We start from the raw sequence: 16,433 nt of genomic DNA, 5'->3' as shown, positions 1-16,433 counted from the left end.
GGCTGTGGTGCTGCGGCAGGATCGCCAGGGTCAGGCTGGAGTTGAACGCCGGGCCCATGCCGCCGGTGGAGCACAGCGGGCAACCGAAGGCCTTGGACAGGGTCGGCAGCGATTCGTCGACCGGGTTGGAGGAGACCGGCGCCTGGGTGCGCGGGTCCACCGTACAGAACTGGCCGCCGATCCCGTTGAGCTGCTGGCCGACCATCTGCCCGTGGCCGATGCTGCAGGCGAACACGTTGAACAGGACGCAGCAATAGAGCATCCAGGCAACGAGCGAGCGATCGGTTCGGGCTAATTTCATGGGGCGGCACTTTACCATCGCAGGCGACGAACGTACTTACAAAAACGCGCGAGCGGGTCCATTCTTCAGCAACATTTTTTGCCATGGACGTTTGCATATGAATGTTTTGATCGCGCAATGGATGGCAGGAGCCTTCCTGCTGATCAGCCTGATCCACCTGTACTGGGCCGCCGGCGGCAAGCGCGGCAGCGAGGCGGCGATCCCCCAGGTGCCGGGCAGGACGCCGGGTGAGCTGGAACCGGCGTTCAAACCCTCGGGGTTTGCCACCCTGTTGGTGGCGGTGGGCTTGCTGCTGATCGCGATGCTGGTGTGCTTGCGGGTGGGCCTGTATTTGCCGACGGTGAGCCACCCGGCGTTGCAATGGGTGATCAGTGCGATGGCCTTGCTGATGTTCGCCCGGGCCATCGGCGACTCGAACCTGGTGGGGTTCTTCAAGGAGGTCAGCGAGTCGAAGTTCGCCCGGCTGGACACCTTGTTCTATTCACCGCTGTGCGTGGTGTTGGGGGCGGGGTTGTTGGTGGTGGCCTGGAACTGAGTTGCTAGCGAAAAGCTGAAAAGCATCGCGGGCAAGTCGGATCGCCGCCCGCTCGCTCCTACAAGATCACACCGACCTGTAGGAGCGAGGCTTGCCCGCGATGACGTATGTCCAGGCGCTGAAGAACTCAGCTGCCGCTTTCGCTACGCCGGCTGCTGACTTCCGCCGGCACATCGTCGCCGGCCATGCGCTTGCGGAACAGCGCCGCCCGCGCCAGCAGCAGGGTGGTCACCGGCACGGTGATCGACAGCAGGATCGGAATCAGCCAGGCGTGCAGCACAGGCGCGGATTTCATCCCCGAGAAATACAGGATCGACGCCAGGGCCACGCACCAGGCGCCCAGGGTCGAGGCCAGGGCCGGCGGGTGCATGCGCTGGAAGTAATCCTTCATGCGCACGATGCCGATCGCGCCGATCAGGGCGAAGGCGCTGCCGAGCACCAGCAGGATCGCCACCGGTACCTCGATCCACCACGACAGTTCATTGACGGCATTCATTCGATCACCTCGCCACGCAGGAGGAATTTGGCCAGGGCGAAGGAGCCGACGAAGCCGAACAGGGCGATCAGCAGCGCCGCCTCGAAGTAGGTGTCGCTGGCATAACGGATGCCCAGCACCAGCATCATCAGCATCGCCAGGATGTACAGGTAGTCCAGGGCCAGGACCCGGTCCTGGGCCGAGGGGCCCTTGAACAACCGGACCAGGGTCAGGACCATGGCCACGGAAAACAGGAACAGGCTGAGCAGGATCGCGTTCGTGAGCAGGGCACTCATTCGAAGATCTCCATCAACGGACGCTCGTAGGTCGTCTTGAAGTGCTGGATGAAAGCCGCTTCGTCGTCCAGATCGAACACATGCAGCAACAGGATGCTGCGGTCCAGGGACAGCTCGGACCACACCGTGCCCGGCACCACCGTGGTGATGGTCGAGAGCGCGGCCAGGCCGTTGGCGTCGCGCAGCTCCAGGGGGATCTTGACGAAGCGCGAGCGCGGCGGGCGGCGCCCGGCGTTGAGCACGCCCCAGGCCACGGCCAGGTTCGACAGCAGCACGTCGCGGCCGACCACCAGCAGCAGGCGCAGGATGGTCATGGGGCGGCGGATGCGGATCGGCAGCGGGCGCAACGGGCGCATCATCAAGGGCGCGCAGAAGCCCAGGAGGGCACCGAGCAGCAGGTTGCCGGGGCTGACGGACAGGTTCAGCACCAGCCACAGCAACCACAGCGCCAGCGACAACCAGGGAGCAGGGAACAGGCGCTTCATGGCTGCACCTCCTGCAATGCCGCCTGGGCTTCGGGGCTGGGGACCGCCCGGGTGCCGAGCACGGCCATCACATACTGCTGCGGGTCGTTGAGGCTGTCGGCGGCGGCCTGGGTAAAGCGCAGCAGCGGCTCGGCCTTGAGGGTCAACAGCATGCACAGCCCGAGCAGGGCAACGATCGGCACGCACTCGAAACGTCGCAGCGCTGGCGAGGGCCGCTCTTCCGGGGTCCAGAAGCGCTGGATGCCCAGGCGCGAAAAGGCGATCAGCGACGCCAGGCCGGAGAGGATCAGCAAGGCCAGCAGGCCCCAGGCGGCGCCGGACAGCGGCGCGTCAGTGGCCTGGCCCAGCCCCAGCGGGTTGAGCAGGGCGCCGATCAGGCTCAGCTTGCCGATGAACCCCGACAGCGGCGGCATGCCGATGATCAGCAGCGCGCAGGCAATGAAGCTCAGGCCGAGGAAGGCCATGGTCCAGGGAATCACCTGGCCGACCACGGCTTTGCGCTCGTCGTCGAGGTTGGTGCCCGGTGGCGGTTGCAGCGACTCCTGGGGCCGGGGCAGGGCTTCGACCTCGTCGTCCAGGGGGATTTCGTTGGCCGAGCGCGAGCGCTCGATCAGTTCCGCCAGGAGGAACAGCGCGCTCAGGGCCAGGGTCGAGCTGACCAGGTAGAACAGCGCGCCGGCGATCAGCCTGGGCTGGGCGAAGCCGATCGCCGCCAGGAGGATCCCGGCCGAGACCAGGATGCTCAGGCTGGCCATGCGCTCCAGGCGCTGCGCGGCGAGGATCGCCAGGGCCGCGCAGACGATGGTCGCCATGCCGCCGTAGATCAGCCAGTCGCCGCCGAAGTAGGCCGAGGCCCCGGCCTGCCCGGAGAACAGCAGGGTCCACAGGCGCAGCAGGGTGTAGACGCCGACCTTGGTCATGATCGCGAACATCGCCGCCACCGGCGCACTGGCCGAGGAATAGGCCGGCACCAGCCAGAAGTTCAGCGGCCAGATGCCGGCCTTGGTCAGGAACGCGGTCGCCAGGATCGCCGCACCGGCATGCAGCAGGCCGCGGTCGGCTTCCGGCACCAGCGGGATCTTCAGCGCCAGGTCGGCCATGTTCAGGGTGCCGGTGACGCCGTAGATCAGCGCCGCGCCGATCAGGAACAGCGACGAGGCCAGCAGGTTGATCGCCACGTAGTGCAGGCCGGCGGACACCCGCGCGCGGCCCGAGCCGTGGAGCATCAGGCCGTAGGAGGCGGCCAGCAGCACTTCGAAGAACACGAACAGGTTGAACAGGTCGGCGGTCAGGAAGGCGCCGTACAGGCCCATTAGCTGGATCTGGAACAGCGCGTGGAAGCTGGCCCCGGCGCGGTCCCAGCGGGCCATGGCGAACAGCAGGGCGCTGACGCCGATGATCCCGGTGAGCACCAGCATCAGCGCCGACAGGCGATCGACCACCAGCACGATGCCGAACGGCACCTGCCAGTTGCCCGGCAGGTACACGCCGACGGAGCCGGGCACGCCGGTCTGCTGGGTCCAGCACAGCAACAGCACGGAGATGCCCAGGCCGAGCATGCTGGAGAACAGGTTGATCTTGGCTTTCAGCGGGCGATGTTTTTCGCCGAGCATCAGCATCACCGCGGCGGTCAGCAGCGGCAGCAAAATGGGCGCGACGATCAGGTGCGGCATCAGGTTCATTCCTTGGGCTCCCGGCCATCCACATGGTCGGTGCCGGTCAGGCCCCTGGACGCCAGCAGGACCACTAGGAACAGCGCGGTCATGGCGAAGCTGATGACGATCGCCGTGAGCACCAGCGCCTGGGGCAGCGGGTCGGTGTAGTGCAGCAGATCCTGGGGCACGCCGTCCTTGATGATCGGCTCCTTGCCGATGAACAGGCTGCCCATGCTGAAGATGAACAGGTTGACCCCGTAGGACAGCAGGCACAGGCCCATCACCACCTGGAAGGTCCGTGGCCGCAGCACCAGCCAGACGCCGGAGGCCGCCAGCACACCAATGGCGATTGCAATCACTTCTTCCATCAGGCGGCTCCTGGCTTGGCTTGGGGTTTGACTTGGGCACGCACCGACTGGTGCGCCAGCGCGGTGAGGATCAGCAGGGTCGAGCCGACCACCACGGCATACACGCCGATGTCGAAGAACAGCGCGCTGGCGATATGGATATCGCCCAGCAGCGGCAGGTCCAGGTGCAGGGTATGGGTGGTCAGGAACGGGTAGCCGAACGCCAGGGCGCCGAGCCCGGTCAGGGTGGCGAACAGCAGGCCGGTGCCCATCCAGCGCAGAGGCCGCAGGCTCATCTGGGCCTCGACCCACTGGGTGCCGGCGACCATGTACTGCAGGATGAACGCCACCGACATCACCAGGCCGGCGACGAAACCGCCGCCCGGCAGGTTGTGGCCGCGCATGAACAGGTAGAACGACACCACCAGGGCGATCGGCAGCAGCAGGCGCACCAGCGCCGCCGGCACCATCATGAAGCCCAGGGCGGTGTCGCTGGCGTGGCGCGGGTTGACCAGGTCGGTGACCACGTCGGGCGCCAGCAGGCGCTGCTGGGCCGGCAGCTGCATGCTTTCCTTCGGTGGGCGGAAGCGCCGCAGCAGGGCGAACACGGTCAGGGCCACGGCTGCCAGCACGGTGATCTCGCCCAGGGTGTCGAAGCCGCGGAAGTCCACCAGCATCACATTCACCACATTGCTGCCGCCGCCTTCCGGCAGGGCGCGGCTGAGGTAGAACGAGGAAATGTCGTTGGGGGTCTGGCGGGTCAGCATGGCGTAGGACAGCACGGCCATGCCCAGGCCGACGGCGATCGACAGCAGCAGGTCGCGCAGGCGCCGGGCACGGGCCTTGGGCAGGCTGCTGGGCAGCGGCGAGACGTCTTCGATCCGCCGTGGCAGCCAGCGCAGGCCGAGCAGGATCAGCACCGTGGTCACCACTTCCACCACCAACTGGGTCAGGGCCAGGTCCGGCGCGGAGAACCAGACGAAGGTCACGCAGGTCATCAGGCCGCAGACGCTGACCATGGTCAGGGCTGCCAGGCGGTGGTACTTGGCTTGCCAGGCGGCGCCCAGGGCGCAGGCGATGGCCAGCAGCCAGAGGGTGACAAAGACGATGGAGCCCGGGATCTTCGGCCGGTCGCCCCAGCTCAGGTTGCTGTAGAGCATCGGGATCAGGCCGGCCAGCACCGCCACCAGCACCAGCAGGAACAGCTGGGTCTGCAGGCGCTTGGTGCTGATGTGCCGCTCCAGGCGCCGGGCCAGGCGCATCATGCTCACCAGGCTGCGCTCGAACAGGCGCTTGCCGTTGAAGCGGCCAATGAGTGGCGGGTAGGCGAAGTGGCCGCGCACCAGCGGGGCACGCAGCAGCAAGTAGAGCACGATGCCAGCGGACATGGCGATCAGGCTCATGATGATCGGCGCATTCAGGCCGTGCCAGATCGCCAGGCTGTACTCCGGCAAGGTGCCGCCGACCACCGGCAGGGCAGCCGCGGCCAGCAGCGGGCCGACCATCTGCGCCGGGAAGATCCCCACCAGCAGGCAGGTGAACACCAGCAGCTCCACCGGCGCGCGCATCCAGCGCGGCGGCTCGTGGGGCGTGTGCGGCAGGTCTTCGGCCGGTTTGCCGAAGAACACATCCACGGTGAAACGCAGGGAGTAGGCGACGCTGAAGGTCCCGGCGATGGTGGCGATCACCGGCAGGGCGGCCTCGACCCAGGCGGTGGAATTGATGAACACCGTCTCGGCGAAGAACATCTCTTTCGACAGGAAACCATTGAGCAGCGGCACGCCGGCCATGGAGGCGCTGGCGACCATGGCCAGGGTGGCGGTAAATGGCATCAGCTTGATCAGGCCGTTGAGCTTGCGGATGTCGCGGGTACCGCTTTCGTGGTCGATGATGCCGGCGGCCATGAACAGCGAGGCCTTGAAGGTGGCGTGGTTGAGGATATGGAACACCGCGGCCACCGCGGCCAGCGGGCTGTTCAGGCCCAGCAGCAGGGTGATCAGGCCCAGGTGGCTGATGGTCGAGTAGGCCAGCAGGCCCTTGAGGTCGTTCTGGAACATTGCGCAGTAGGCGCCCAGCACCAGGGTCGCGGCCCCTGCGCCGCCGACGATCCAGAACCATTCTTCGCTGCCGGACAGCGACGGCCAGAGGCGGGCGAGGAGAAAGACCCCGGCCTTGACCATGGTCGCCGAGTGCAGGTAGGCCGAGACCGGTGTCGGCGCGGCCATGGCGTGGGGCAGCCAGAAGTGGAAGGGGAACTGCGCGCTTTTGCTGAGGGCGCCGATCAGGATCAGGGGCAGGAGGATGGGGTAGAGGGCATGGGCTCGGATGAGATCTCCGGCAGCCAGGACCTTGTCCAGGTCGTAGCTGCCGACCACATGGCCGAGCAGCATGACCCCCGCCAGCAGGCACAAGCCCCCCGCGCCGGTAACCATCAGCGCCATGTAGGCGCCGCGCCGGGCGTCGGAGCGGTGGTGCCAGTAGCCGATCAGCAGGAAGGAGAACAGGCTGGTCAGTTCCCAGAAGAACACGATCTGGATCAGGTTGCCGGAAATCACCAGGCCGAGCATGGCGCCCATGAAGGCCAGGAAAAACGCGAAGAAGCGCGGCACCGGGTCTTCCGGCGACATGTAGTAGCGCGCGTACAGCGACACCAGGGTGCCGATGGCCAGCACCAGCATGGAGAACAGCCAGGCGAAGCCGTCCATGCGCAGGACGAAGTTCAGGCCGAGGCTGGGCAGCCAGTTGAACTCTTCACGGATCACGCCGCCATGGGCGATCTGCGGGTACATCGAAGCCACCGCCACGGTACCGGCCAAGGCGACCAGGCCTGCCAGCAGGGACTCGGTGTTACGCGCGTTGTGCGGCAGCAAGGCCGCCAGACAGCTGCCGATAAAAGGCAGAAGCAGTAGAACTATCAGGGACATAGGCTTCTAATCTGCGGGAAATTGTGATGCATCATACGTGCCGACTCTGGGATCACCAACCTTGAAGCTGTGGCAGGATCCTACAAAACCCCTTCGGCCAGTGTTCAAGGCAGGGGACAAAAAGCCGGATGGCGCGAAAGTCATGGCAGTTTGCCCGGCGTGAATGACAACAAAGCGCTACGCGCGGTGTTATGGTCGTGGACCCGCTTGAAAGGAAGCAACAGGCCCCTTATGACCCTCGGAACCTTTACCCGCAAAACCCTCGCCAGCCTGCTGCTGATGGCCCTTGGCGGCTGGATCGCCTGGCTGTGGCTGACCCTGGCCGGACCCACTGCTGGCATGACGAGCTTCAAGACCCTGGAGCCTTTGTCGATCGAGGGGCAGACAGCGGCGGCCTTGCCAGCCGGCACCGTGCTCTATTACGACACCGGCTTTGCCGAGGGCCATGGCCGCTACCTGGCGTACTTCTATCACAAGGGCGTTATCGCTCAGGAAGCCTTGCCCAAGGCCTTCTGGCCGGGTCAGGCGTCGATCAGTCCCTTGTGGTTATGGAGTGTCGATCCCGAGCAGGCCTCGGACAAAGCAGTGATGACGCGAGAAGACATTGTCGCCGCGGTGCGGGCCGGCCAGCTCTCCCGGCAGGAGCTGGCGGCCATTGTCGAATCGTTGCCGCGTTAGTTCAGCGTTGCGAATCCGCGGTTTCATCCAGCCGATCCGCTTCGACCGCCACAGCGCTTTTACCCTTGGTCTTCAACTCGCTGACGATCACCGCCGCGACGATCAACGCGCCGCCCAGCAGGGCCAGGGCCGGCAGGCGTTCGCCGGCGATGCGCCCGACCAGCCCGGCCCACACCGGTTCGCCGGCGTAGATCAGGGTGGCGCGGGTCGGCGAGACGCTTTTCTGCGCCCAGTTCATCGCCACCTGGATCGCCGCGCTGGCGGCGCCCAGGCCCAGGGCGCTGGCCAGCAGCAGCCAGGAAAAGTCCGGGATGGCTTCCTGGGTCGGCACCACCATCAGGAACGACAGCACCGAGGTGGCGGCCAGTTGTACTACTGTGACCCGGCGCACATCGACCTGGCCGGCGTAGGTGCTGATCAGGATGATTTCCGCGGCGATGGCCACGGTGCTGATCAGGGTGGCGATTTCTCCCGGGCTGAAGTCCAGCGCGGCGCCGCTCGGCCCGGAGAGCAGCATCAGGCCGGTGAAGGCCAGCATGATGCCGATGCTCGGCATCAGCCCCGGGCGCTTGCCCATGAACAGCCATTGCAGCAGCGGCACGAAGGGCACGTACAGCGCGGTGATAAAGGCCGACTGGCTGCTGGGAATGGTTTGCAGGCCAACCGTCTGCAGGCCGTAGCCGAGCATGATGGCGGTGCCGATGAAGACCCCGGCCTTGAGTTCGAACAGGGTCAGCCCGCGCAGGCTGCGCAGGGAGAACAGCCCGACGATGCAGGCCGCCGCGGCGAACCGCAGGCCGACGAAGAACATCGGGCCGCTGACGGTCATGGCGTGCTGCACGGTGAGAAAGGTGCCGCCCCAGACCATGGTGATCAGCACCAGCACGCACTCGGCTTTGCTCAGTTTGAGGAAGAAGGAGGAAGGTTTGGAGGAGTTCACAGACATCATGCCCTTGCGCGCTACCCGGGGCGGCCGCACAATGCGCCGCGAAGTTGGGCAGTATACTGCGCAAATCCATACAGTGAGCAATATAGTGCACAAAGATCCTGGGCAGCGCGCTTCCGTGCTGCAGCATGTCAGTCACAACGTCCGGCGCCTGCGCCACGCCGCCGAGCTGAGCCAGAGCGCTTTGGCGGAGAAGTCCGGGGTCAGCCGACGGATGCTGGTGGCCATCGAGGCCGGTGAGAAGAATGTCAGCCTCAGCACCCTGGACCGGGTGGCCGAAGCCCTGGACGTGGCCTTCAGCGACCTGATCCAGGCCCCCGACGCCCGCGACCCGAGCCGCATCAACGAGCTGGCCTGGGCCGGGCTGATTCCCGGGAGCAAGGCGGTGCTGCTGGCCAAGGCCAACGCCTGCCGCGAAGTGGAGCTGTGGGAGTGGCGCCTGGAGCCGGGCGAGCAATACCTGTCGGAACCGGACGCCGAAGGCTGGAGCGAGCAGCTGTATGTCTGCGAAGGTTGCCTGACCCTGGTCCTGGGGGAGCAGGAGCGGCGCCTGGACAGCGGCGAGTTCTTCATGTTCGCCAGCAACCTGCCGCACGCCTATCGCAACGATGGGGCGGTGGCGGTGCGTTTCGTGCGCAACGTGGTGATCTGAGCACTGTTGCCTGGGCAACAGTGCTTGAACATTTTGCCTGTTTTCAGTTGATGCTGTTTCTTATAAGTAGCTAACAACTTACTGATTTATAAGCTTTACAGGCTTAGGCACGACTTCTGCAATCTCCCGGTCAGAACGGATCTTCCGCATTCGACAGGACCTGGAGTCGGCCATGACAGCCACCGCTCAACCCACCCGAACCGCCCATATCATTCGCTCCGATGCCGAGGCGATTGCCGTTGCCCGGACCCTGGCCGAGCGTTTCGCCGTCGAGGCCAGCGTGCGCGATCGCGAGCGGCGCCTGCCGTTCGCCGAGCTGGACGAGTTCTCCGCCAGCGGCCTGTGGGGCATCACCATTCCCAAGGCCTACGGGGGCGCCGGGGTGTCCTATGTGACGGTGGCGGAGGTGATCAAGATCATTTCCGCCGCCGACTCGTCCCTCGGCCAGCTGCCGCAGAATCACCTGGGCGTGCTCGACATCCTGCTGCAGACCGCCAGCGAAGAGCAGAAGCGCTATTACTTCGCCAAGGTGCTGCAGGGTTATCGCTTCGGCAACGCGTTCTCCGAAGCCGGCAGCAAGCATGCCGGCGCCTTCGAGACCCGCATCCGTTTCAACGCCGACGGCGCGCGGATCGACGGCGAGAAGTTCTACTGCACCGGAGCCTTGTTCGCCCATATCGTGCCGGCAGTGGCGGTCGACGAGGAGAACAAGGCGTTCATCGCCTTTATTGAACGGGATAACCCTGGCCTGACGGTGATCGACAGCTGGGACGGTTTCGGCCAGCGCACCACGGCCAGCGGCGGCGTCACCCTCGACGCGGTGCAGGTGCCGCTCAGTGCGGTGATCCCGGCCCATCGCGCGTTCGACGAGCCCACCGCCGACGGGCCGATCTCGCAGATCATCCAGGCGGCGGTGGACACTGGGCTGGCGGTTGGCGCCCTGGAAGAGGCCAAGCGCTATGCGCGCCAGTCGCGGCCCTGGATCGACAGCGGCCAGGATCACGGTTGGCAGGACCCGTTCACCATCGCCGCCATCGGCGACCTGGAATGGCGGGTCCACGGTACCGAAGCGATCCTGGAAAAAGCCGGCCTGGCCATCGACCAGGCGCTGCGCGAACCCAACGAAGACACAGTGGCCCAGGCCTCGGTGGTGGTGGCGCAAGCCAAGGTGCTGTCGGCGGAAAGCTCCTTGCTCGCCAGCAGCAAGCTGTTCGAGCTGGCCGGCACCCGCTCGGTGCTCGGCAAGTACAACCTCGACCGCTACTGGCGCAACGCGCGGACCCACACCCTGCATGACCCGGCGCGCTGGAAATACCACCTGATCGGCAACTTCCTGCTCAACGGCGTCAAGCCGGCCCGCCACGCCTGGAACTGAGGAACCGCCCATGAACGCATTGAGCCAAGCCACCACCCATGAAAAGCCCGAGCAAAGCCACGACGACCTGCGCCGCGCCCGCGAATTGCTGCAGTCGACCCTCACCTTTGTCCGTGAGCAGGCCAAACCCTGGCCCGGCAGCGGCCTGGCCAGGGCCAGCGACGACCCTTATGTGATCAGCCGCTTTGGCGACCTGCTGATCCGTGTCGAAGTCGCCGCTGCCTTGCAGGAGCGGGCGCAGGCCTTGCTCGCCAGGGAACAGGATGTCGCCGAAGTCGGCGTGGCCCAGGTCGAGGCGGCCATCGCCAGTCGCGAGGCCTTGCTTGCGGTGAGCAACGCCGAGTTCGAGCTGACCGGCCAGCGCAGCCCGCTGCCCGCCGCGCTGGATGAGCCGTTGCGCTGGAAATACCCGTTGATCGGCAACTACCGCCTCAACGGCGTGGTGCCGCCCAGTTTCAGGAGTGTTGTTTGATGTCCCGTGAAATCCGTCTCAACGCGTTCGACATGAACTGTGTCGGCCATCAGTCGCCGGGCCTGTGGGCCCACCCCCGGGACCGTTCCTGGCAGTACAAAGACCTCGAATACTGGACCGACCTGGCGCGAATTCTCGAACGCGGCAAGTTCGACGGCCTGTTCATTGCCGATGTGCTGGGCATCTATGACGTCTACCAGGGCAACGGCGAGGCGGCGATCCGCCAGGCGGCCCAGGTGCCGGTGAACGACCCGCTGCAACTGATCCCGCCCATGGCCCTGGTCACCGAGCATCTGGGCTTCGGCCTGACCGCGTCGCTGTCGTTCGAGCATCCTTATCCCTTCGCCCGGCGTCTTTCCACCCTCGATCACCTGACCAAGGGCCGGGCCGGCTGGAACATCGTCACTTCCTACCTGGAAAGCGGGGCGAAGAACCTCGGGCAGAAAGCCCAGACCGAGCACGACGCCCGCTACGACTACGCCGAGGAATATCTGGAGGTTTGCTACAAGCTCTGGGAAGGCAGCTGGGAAGAGGGCGCGGTGCTGCGCGACCGGGAACGACGGATCTTCAGCGACCCGAGCAAGATCCATGAGATCCAGCACTTCGGCAAACACTTCCAGGTGCCGGGCATCCACCTCTGCGAGCCTTCGCCGCAACGCACCCCGGTGCTCTACCAGGCTGGTGCGTCAAGCCGTGGCAAGCAGTTCGCCGCCGAGCAGGCCGAGTGCGTGTTTGTCGCCGCGCCGTCCAAGGTGCTGCTGAAGAAGACCGTGGCCGATATCCGCCGCCGGGCCGCCGAGGCCGGGCGCGATCCGGCGAAGATCCTGATCTTCAACCTGCAGACGGTGATCCTCGGCGAGACCGACGCCAAGGCCAGGGCCAAGTTCGAGGAGTACAAGTCCTGGGTCAGCTACGAGGGCGCCATGGCGCTGATTTCCGGCTGGACCGGCATCGACTTCAGCCAGTTCAAGCCTGATGAGCCGCTCAAGCATGTGCACACCAACGCCATCCAGTCGGCGGTGGAGGCCTTCTCCACGGCCGACCCGAACAAGGTCTGGACGCCCCATGAGCTGGCGGACTGGGTCGGCATCGGCGGCTTCGGCCCGCTGTTCGTCGGCAGCCCGGAAACCGTGGCCGACCTGCTCCAGGAGTGGGTCGAGGACACCGATGTGGACGGCTTCAACCTGGCCTATGCGCTGACCCACGAAACCTTTGTCGACGCCGTCGAACTGCTGGTTCCCGAGCTGCAGAAACGCGGCGTGTACAAGACCGAATACGCCCCCGGCACCCTGCGCGAGAAGCTGTTCGGCGCGGGGCCGCGCTTGCCGGAAGTGCATCCTGGCAGCGCCTATCGCGACCTGGCGGCCTGGCATCGCCAGGAGCAGCAGGTGGCGTCCGTGCGGGTACCTGCCCTGTAGCCGCAGCCGAAGGCTGCGATCGACCGCAACGGTCGCGGCGATGGCACTAACGCCGGAGGTCCTCCGGACCTATCGCAGCCTGCGGCAGCGGCTACAGGTGCGGTGCAAACCAAAAAACAGCCAGCGGACCACCGCACGCTTTTGCCCAAGGAATCGAGGTCAGTCCATGAGCGTGCATGAACTCAAGCGTTCGCCCCCGGCGGATGCACGAACACTGGAAAACACCGCGCTGCTGCCCGCTGCCCTGGAGCTGTTGCAGCACTGGGCGCAGGTCAGCCCGCTGGCCAGCGCGTTGCGCCACAAGCGCCACGGCCATTGGTACAACTGGCGCTGGATCGATGCCGCGCGGGATGTCGAGCGCCTGGCCGACGGCCTGCGGCAACAGGGTTTCAACGAAGGCTCGCGGCTGGCGTTGAGCGGCCTGTTCGAGCCCAACCTGCTGCTTCTGGCCCTGGCCGCGCAACGGGTGGGCGGCCAGGTGTTGACCCTGAGCGATGAACTCGACCCGCAAGCCTTGCGCCAGGCCCTGTGGAACCTGCGCCCCAGCCATGCCTTCGTGCATTCGCGCCAGCAACTGCTGCGCTGGGTCGCCGCCGGCGAACACAGCATGGCCCCGCAATTATTGATTGCCCACCAGGCAGTTCCGCGCCTGCCCCAGGGTTCGCGCCAGCCGGTGCTGGCCTTCAGCGAGCTGCTGGGCAGCCGGGAAAAGCCCCAGCGCCAGAACTACTGGCGGCATCCGGCCCATGCCGCGCAGCTGTGGAGCGAGGAGGGCACGCAATGGCCGGAAGGCCTGAGGGTCTTGCTGCACCAGTGGCTGCACAGCGGCCATAGCCTGGCTTTTCCGGAAAGCCGTGGTTCGGCCAGCCGCGACCGCCGCGATGTCGCCCCCAGTGGCCTGCTGCTCTCGGGCCCTTGCCTGCAACGCCTGGCCGACGACATCGAAAGCCGCCTGGCGCCTCCCGGCAGTTGGCGCCGCCGCCTGTGCGACTGGGCCATTGCCCAGCCACACCGCCCCCTGCAACGGCTGCTGAAGAATCGGGTGCGCCGGCTCCTGGGGTTCCAGCGCCTGGATTACATCTGGCAGGCCCCCGGCAGCCCCTCGAAACCTTCGGCGCCGGTATGGCTGGCCGAATTCAAACGGAACATTGCATGAGCGCCGCCGACCCCATCCTGCAAGTCAATGCCATCTCCCTGTCGTTCAAGGGGGTGAAGGCGATCAACCAGCTGTCCTTCGCCGTTGCGCGCGGCGAGATCTGCGCGCTGATCGGGCCCAACGGCGCCGGCAAGAGTTCCTTGCTCAATATCCTCAATGGCGTCTATCGCTTCGATGCCGGCTCGATTGTCTTCGAGCGCGAGGCGTTCCAGCGCATCGACCCCTTGCAGGCTGCGCGCCGGGGCATTGGCCGCACCTTCCAGAACAACGCGCTGTTCAAGCAGATGAGCGTGATCGACAACCTGCTCAGCGGCCTGTCGCGGCACACCCGCGCCAGCTTTATCGAGCAGGCCCTGGGGCTGCCCCGGGCACGGCGCGAGGCCGAGGCCCATCGGCAGCTGGCCCAGGGCGTTCTCGAGTTCCTCGACTTGCAGGCCCAGCGCGAGGTGCCGGTGGGCAACCTGTCCTATGGCCTGCAAAAGCGCGTCGAGCTGGGCCGGGCCTTGATCGCCGGGCCCAGCCTGTTGCTGCTGGACGAGCCCATGGCGGGGATGAACGCCGAGGAAAAACAGGACATGGCGCGCTTCATCGCCGATATCAACCGCGACCTCGGCACCACTGTGGTGCTGATCGAGCACGATATGAGCGTGGTCATGGACCTGTCCGACCATGTGGTGGTGCTGGACTACGGGCGCAAGGTCGGCGACGGCACCCCGGCCGAAGTGCAGGCCGACCCCGAGGTGATCGCCGCCTACCTGGGGGTGGTGCACTGATGGGCTTTTTCTTCGAAACCCTGCTGGGTGGCCTGTTGGCCGGCACCATGTATTCGCTGGTGGCCATCGGCTTCGTGCTGATCTACAAGGCCAGCGGCGTGTTCAATTTTGCCCAGGGCGCGATGCTGCTGTTCGCCGCGCTGACTTTCGTCAGCCTGCATGACCAGGGCGTGCCCTTTGTCCTGGCGCTGCTGGCGACCGTGCTGGTGATGATTGCCGGCGCCTGGCTGATCGAGCGGCTGGTGCTGCGGCCGCTGGTCAATCGTTCGCAGATCACCCTGTTCATGGCCACCCTGGGCCTGTCGTTCATCATCGAAGGCCTGGCCCAGGGGCTGATGGGTTCCCAGGTCCGGGCGCTGGACCTGGGCATCGATGACGTGCCGCTGTTTCTCGGGCCGCTGATGCTCAGCCAGTTCGACCTGATCGCCGCGGCCACGGCCGTGGTGCTGGTGACGGTGCTGGCGCTGCTGTTCAACAAGACCCGGATCGGCGTGTCGCTGCGGGCGGTGGCCGACGACACCACGGCCGCGCTGTCGATCGGCATCAACCTCAACCGCATCTGGCAGATCGTCTGGGCCGTGGCCGGCATCGTCGGGCTGGTGGCCGGGCTGCTCTGGGGCGCGCGCCAGGGCGTGCAGTTCTCGCTGTCGCTGGTGGTGCTCAAGGCCCTGCCGGTGCTGATCATCGGTGGCTTCACCTCGATCGGCGGGGCGATTGTCGGCGGGCTGATCGTCGGCGCCGCGGAGAACCTGGCCGAGGTCTACATCGGCCCGCTGATCGGCGGCGGCATCACCCCCTGGTTCGCCTATGTGCTGGCCCTGGCCTTCCTTTATATCCGTCCCGCCGGCCTGTTCGGCGAGCGCGCCATCGAGCGAGTCTGAATCCATGTCCATTCCCCTGACCCAGGCCACCGCGCCTGTGCTGTTGATCCCGCGACGTCTGCCCTGGGGCCTGGGCGGCCTGTTGCTCCTGGCCTTGGTCGGCGTGCCCCTGGTGGGCAACGACTATTGGCTCAACGCCATTCTGATTCCGTTCCTGGTGCTGTCCCTGGCCGGGCTCGGCCTCAACCTGCTGACCGGCTACACCGGCCAGACCTCGGTCGGCGCCGCCGGCTTCATGGCGGTCGGGGCCTTTGCCACCTACGGGTTCCTGCTGCGCCTGCCGGAGCTGGGGCTGCCCCTGGCCTTGCTCGGCGGCGGGCTGATCAGCGCGGCGGTGGGCTGGCTGTTCGGCCTGCCCAGTTCGCGGATCAAGGGCTTCTACCTGATGGTCACCACCCTGGCGGCGCAGTTCTTCCTGGAGTGGCTGTTCGTCAAGTTTCCCTGGTTCTACAACTACGGCTCCTCGGGGACCATCTCGGCGCCCAGCCTGAGCCTGTTCGGCCATGACCTGAACACCCCGGTGGGGCGTTACCTGCTGACCCTGGCCTGTGTGCTGTTGTTGACCTGGGTGGCGCTGAACCTGGTGCGCAGCCAGGTCGGGCGCAACTGGATGGCGATTCGCGACATGGACACCGCGGCGGCGGTGATCGGCATCCCGGTGGCGCGCTACAAACGCCTGGCGTTCGCCGTCAGTTCCTTCTACCTGGGCATCGCCGGCGCCCTGTGGGCCTTCGCCTACCTGGGCACGGCCAGCGCCAGCAGCTTCGATATCAATCGTTCGTTCCAGATCCTGTTCATCATCATTATCGGCGGCATGGGCAGCGTGGCCGGCAACTTCGTCGGCGCGGCCTTTATCAGCCTGCTGCCGATCCTGCTCAGCCACGCCGGGCAAGCCCTGTCGGGTGGTGCGGTGGATGCCGGGCAGTTGCAGAACCTGCAGAAAATCATCTTCGGCGTGCTGATCATCCTGTTCCTGATCAAGGAGCCGGAGGGCCTGATCCGCCTGCTGGGCAATCTCCGGCAACGGCTAAGCCACTGGCCGCTGCGTTTCTGAATTCCACTCC

Annotated in this window: 17 protein-coding genes and 1 pseudogene; 10 read left to right on the top strand and 8 right to left on the bottom strand. The window is 66.1% G+C overall.

What is annotated here, in order from left to right:
- Positions 1–301 (bottom strand): DUF2946 domain-containing protein (locus J4D52_RS19470; RefSeq protein ID WP_207272149.1); only part of this gene is annotated, 301 nt, incomplete at its 3' end.
- Positions 302–398: 97 nt separating this feature from the next.
- On the opposite strand from J4D52_RS19470, the gene J4D52_RS19465 reads away from it, so the two are divergent.
- On the top strand, positions 399–836 hold the full coding sequence (locus tag J4D52_RS19465; protein ID WP_102677456.1) for a DUF3995 domain-containing protein: 438 nt from the start codon (positions 399–401) through the stop codon (positions 834–836).
- Positions 837–963: 127 nt separating this feature from the next.
- Here the strand turns inward: J4D52_RS19465 and J4D52_RS19460 are convergent, their stop codons facing one another.
- The 6 genes from J4D52_RS19460 to J4D52_RS19435 are packed head-to-tail and all read right to left on the bottom strand — an operon-like array spanning position 964 to position 7,018.
- Positions 964–1,332: a Na+/H+ antiporter subunit G gene (locus J4D52_RS19460; protein ID WP_102677455.1), complete on the bottom strand. Its 369-nt coding sequence runs from the start codon at positions 1,330–1,332 to the stop codon at positions 964–966.
- Entirely contained in the window at positions 1,329–1,607 is a 279-nt protein-coding gene (locus tag J4D52_RS19455) for a K+/H+ antiporter subunit F (RefSeq protein ID WP_009048485.1), read from the bottom strand. The genes J4D52_RS19460 and J4D52_RS19455 overlap by 4 nt, the downstream gene beginning before the upstream one ends.
- Positions 1,604–2,092 (bottom strand): Na+/H+ antiporter subunit E, encoded by a 489-nt coding sequence (locus tag J4D52_RS19450; RefSeq protein ID WP_025809430.1) that lies wholly within the window; start codon positions 2,090–2,092, stop codon positions 1,604–1,606. Before J4D52_RS19450 ends, J4D52_RS19455 begins: the two co-directional genes overlap by 4 nt.
- Entirely contained in the window at positions 2,089–3,774 is a 1,686-nt protein-coding gene (locus J4D52_RS19445; protein ID WP_102677454.1) for a monovalent cation/H+ antiporter subunit D, read from the bottom strand. The genes J4D52_RS19450 and J4D52_RS19445 overlap by 4 nt, the downstream gene beginning before the upstream one ends.
- Positions 3,771–4,115, bottom strand: coding sequence for a Na+/H+ antiporter subunit C (locus J4D52_RS19440; RefSeq protein ID WP_003202835.1), 345 nt, complete (start codon positions 4,113–4,115; stop codon positions 3,771–3,773). The genes J4D52_RS19445 and J4D52_RS19440 overlap by 4 nt, the downstream gene beginning before the upstream one ends.
- Positions 4,115–7,018, bottom strand: coding sequence for a monovalent cation/H+ antiporter subunit A (locus tag J4D52_RS19435; protein WP_102677453.1), 2,904 nt, complete (start codon positions 7,016–7,018; stop codon positions 4,115–4,117). Before J4D52_RS19435 ends, J4D52_RS19440 begins: the two co-directional genes overlap by 1 nt.
- 231 nt (positions 7,019–7,249) lie before the next feature.
- On the opposite strand from J4D52_RS19435, the gene J4D52_RS19430 reads away from it, so the two are divergent.
- Positions 7,250–7,696: a hypothetical protein gene (locus J4D52_RS19430; protein WP_102677452.1), complete on the top strand. Its 447-nt coding sequence runs from the start codon at positions 7,250–7,252 to the stop codon at positions 7,694–7,696.
- A 1-nt stretch (position 7,697) separates the two neighbouring features.
- On the opposite strand, the pseudogene J4D52_RS19425 reads toward J4D52_RS19430, so the two are convergent.
- Positions 7,698–8,715: pseudogene (locus J4D52_RS19425) on the bottom strand (DMT family transporter).
- Positions 8,716–8,730: 15 nt separating this feature from the next.
- Here J4D52_RS19425 and J4D52_RS19420 point away from each other — a divergent pair.
- The 8 genes from J4D52_RS19420 to J4D52_RS19385 all read left to right on the top strand — a co-directional run bounded on the left by J4D52_RS19420 (position 8,731) and on the right by J4D52_RS19385 (position 16,423).
- The gene (locus J4D52_RS19420) at positions 8,731–9,294 is read left to right on the top strand and encodes a helix-turn-helix domain-containing protein (RefSeq protein ID WP_081363235.1); all 564 of its coding nucleotides are present in this window, start codon (positions 8,731–8,733) and stop codon (positions 9,292–9,294) included.
- A gap of 172 nt (positions 9,295–9,466) precedes the next feature.
- Positions 9,467–10,669 (top strand): SfnB family sulfur acquisition oxidoreductase, encoded by a 1,203-nt coding sequence (locus tag J4D52_RS19415; protein WP_102677450.1) that lies wholly within the window; start codon positions 9,467–9,469, stop codon positions 10,667–10,669.
- Between the two features lie 10 nt (positions 10,670–10,679).
- A complete protein-coding gene (locus J4D52_RS19410; RefSeq protein WP_102677449.1) occupies positions 10,680–11,141 on the top strand; it encodes an acyl-CoA dehydrogenase in 462 nt (153 codons plus the stop codon).
- The gene (locus J4D52_RS19405) at positions 11,141–12,559 is read left to right on the top strand and encodes an LLM class flavin-dependent oxidoreductase (protein WP_102677448.1); all 1,419 of its coding nucleotides are present in this window, start codon (positions 11,141–11,143) and stop codon (positions 12,557–12,559) included. The genes J4D52_RS19410 and J4D52_RS19405 overlap by 1 nt, the downstream gene beginning before the upstream one ends.
- A gap of 166 nt (positions 12,560–12,725) precedes the next feature.
- On the top strand, positions 12,726–13,715 hold the full coding sequence (locus J4D52_RS19400) for an AMP-binding protein (protein WP_102677447.1): 990 nt from the start codon (positions 12,726–12,728) through the stop codon (positions 13,713–13,715).
- Complete coding sequence (locus J4D52_RS19395) at positions 13,712–14,488, top strand: ABC transporter ATP-binding protein (RefSeq protein ID WP_102677446.1); 777 nt, start codon at positions 13,712–13,714, stop codon at positions 14,486–14,488. Before J4D52_RS19400 ends, J4D52_RS19395 begins: the two co-directional genes overlap by 4 nt.
- A complete protein-coding gene (locus J4D52_RS19390; RefSeq protein WP_102677445.1) occupies positions 14,488–15,369 on the top strand; it encodes a branched-chain amino acid ABC transporter permease in 882 nt (293 codons plus the stop codon). Before J4D52_RS19395 ends, J4D52_RS19390 begins: the two co-directional genes overlap by 1 nt.
- Positions 15,370–15,373: 4 nt before the next feature.
- Positions 15,374–16,423, top strand: a complete 1,050-nt coding sequence (locus tag J4D52_RS19385) for a branched-chain amino acid ABC transporter permease (protein ID WP_063429961.1) — start codon at positions 15,374–15,376, stop codon at positions 16,421–16,423.
- Positions 16,424–16,433: the final 10 nt, after the last annotated feature.

Origin of the sequence: Pseudomonas sp. GW460-12-10-14-TSB1 (assembly GCF_017349775.1) — a bacterium.
Classification (GTDB): domain Bacteria; phylum Pseudomonadota; class Gammaproteobacteria; order Pseudomonadales; family Pseudomonadaceae; genus Aquipseudomonas; species Aquipseudomonas piscium.
This window is presented reverse-complemented; position numbering and strand designations above follow the sequence as displayed.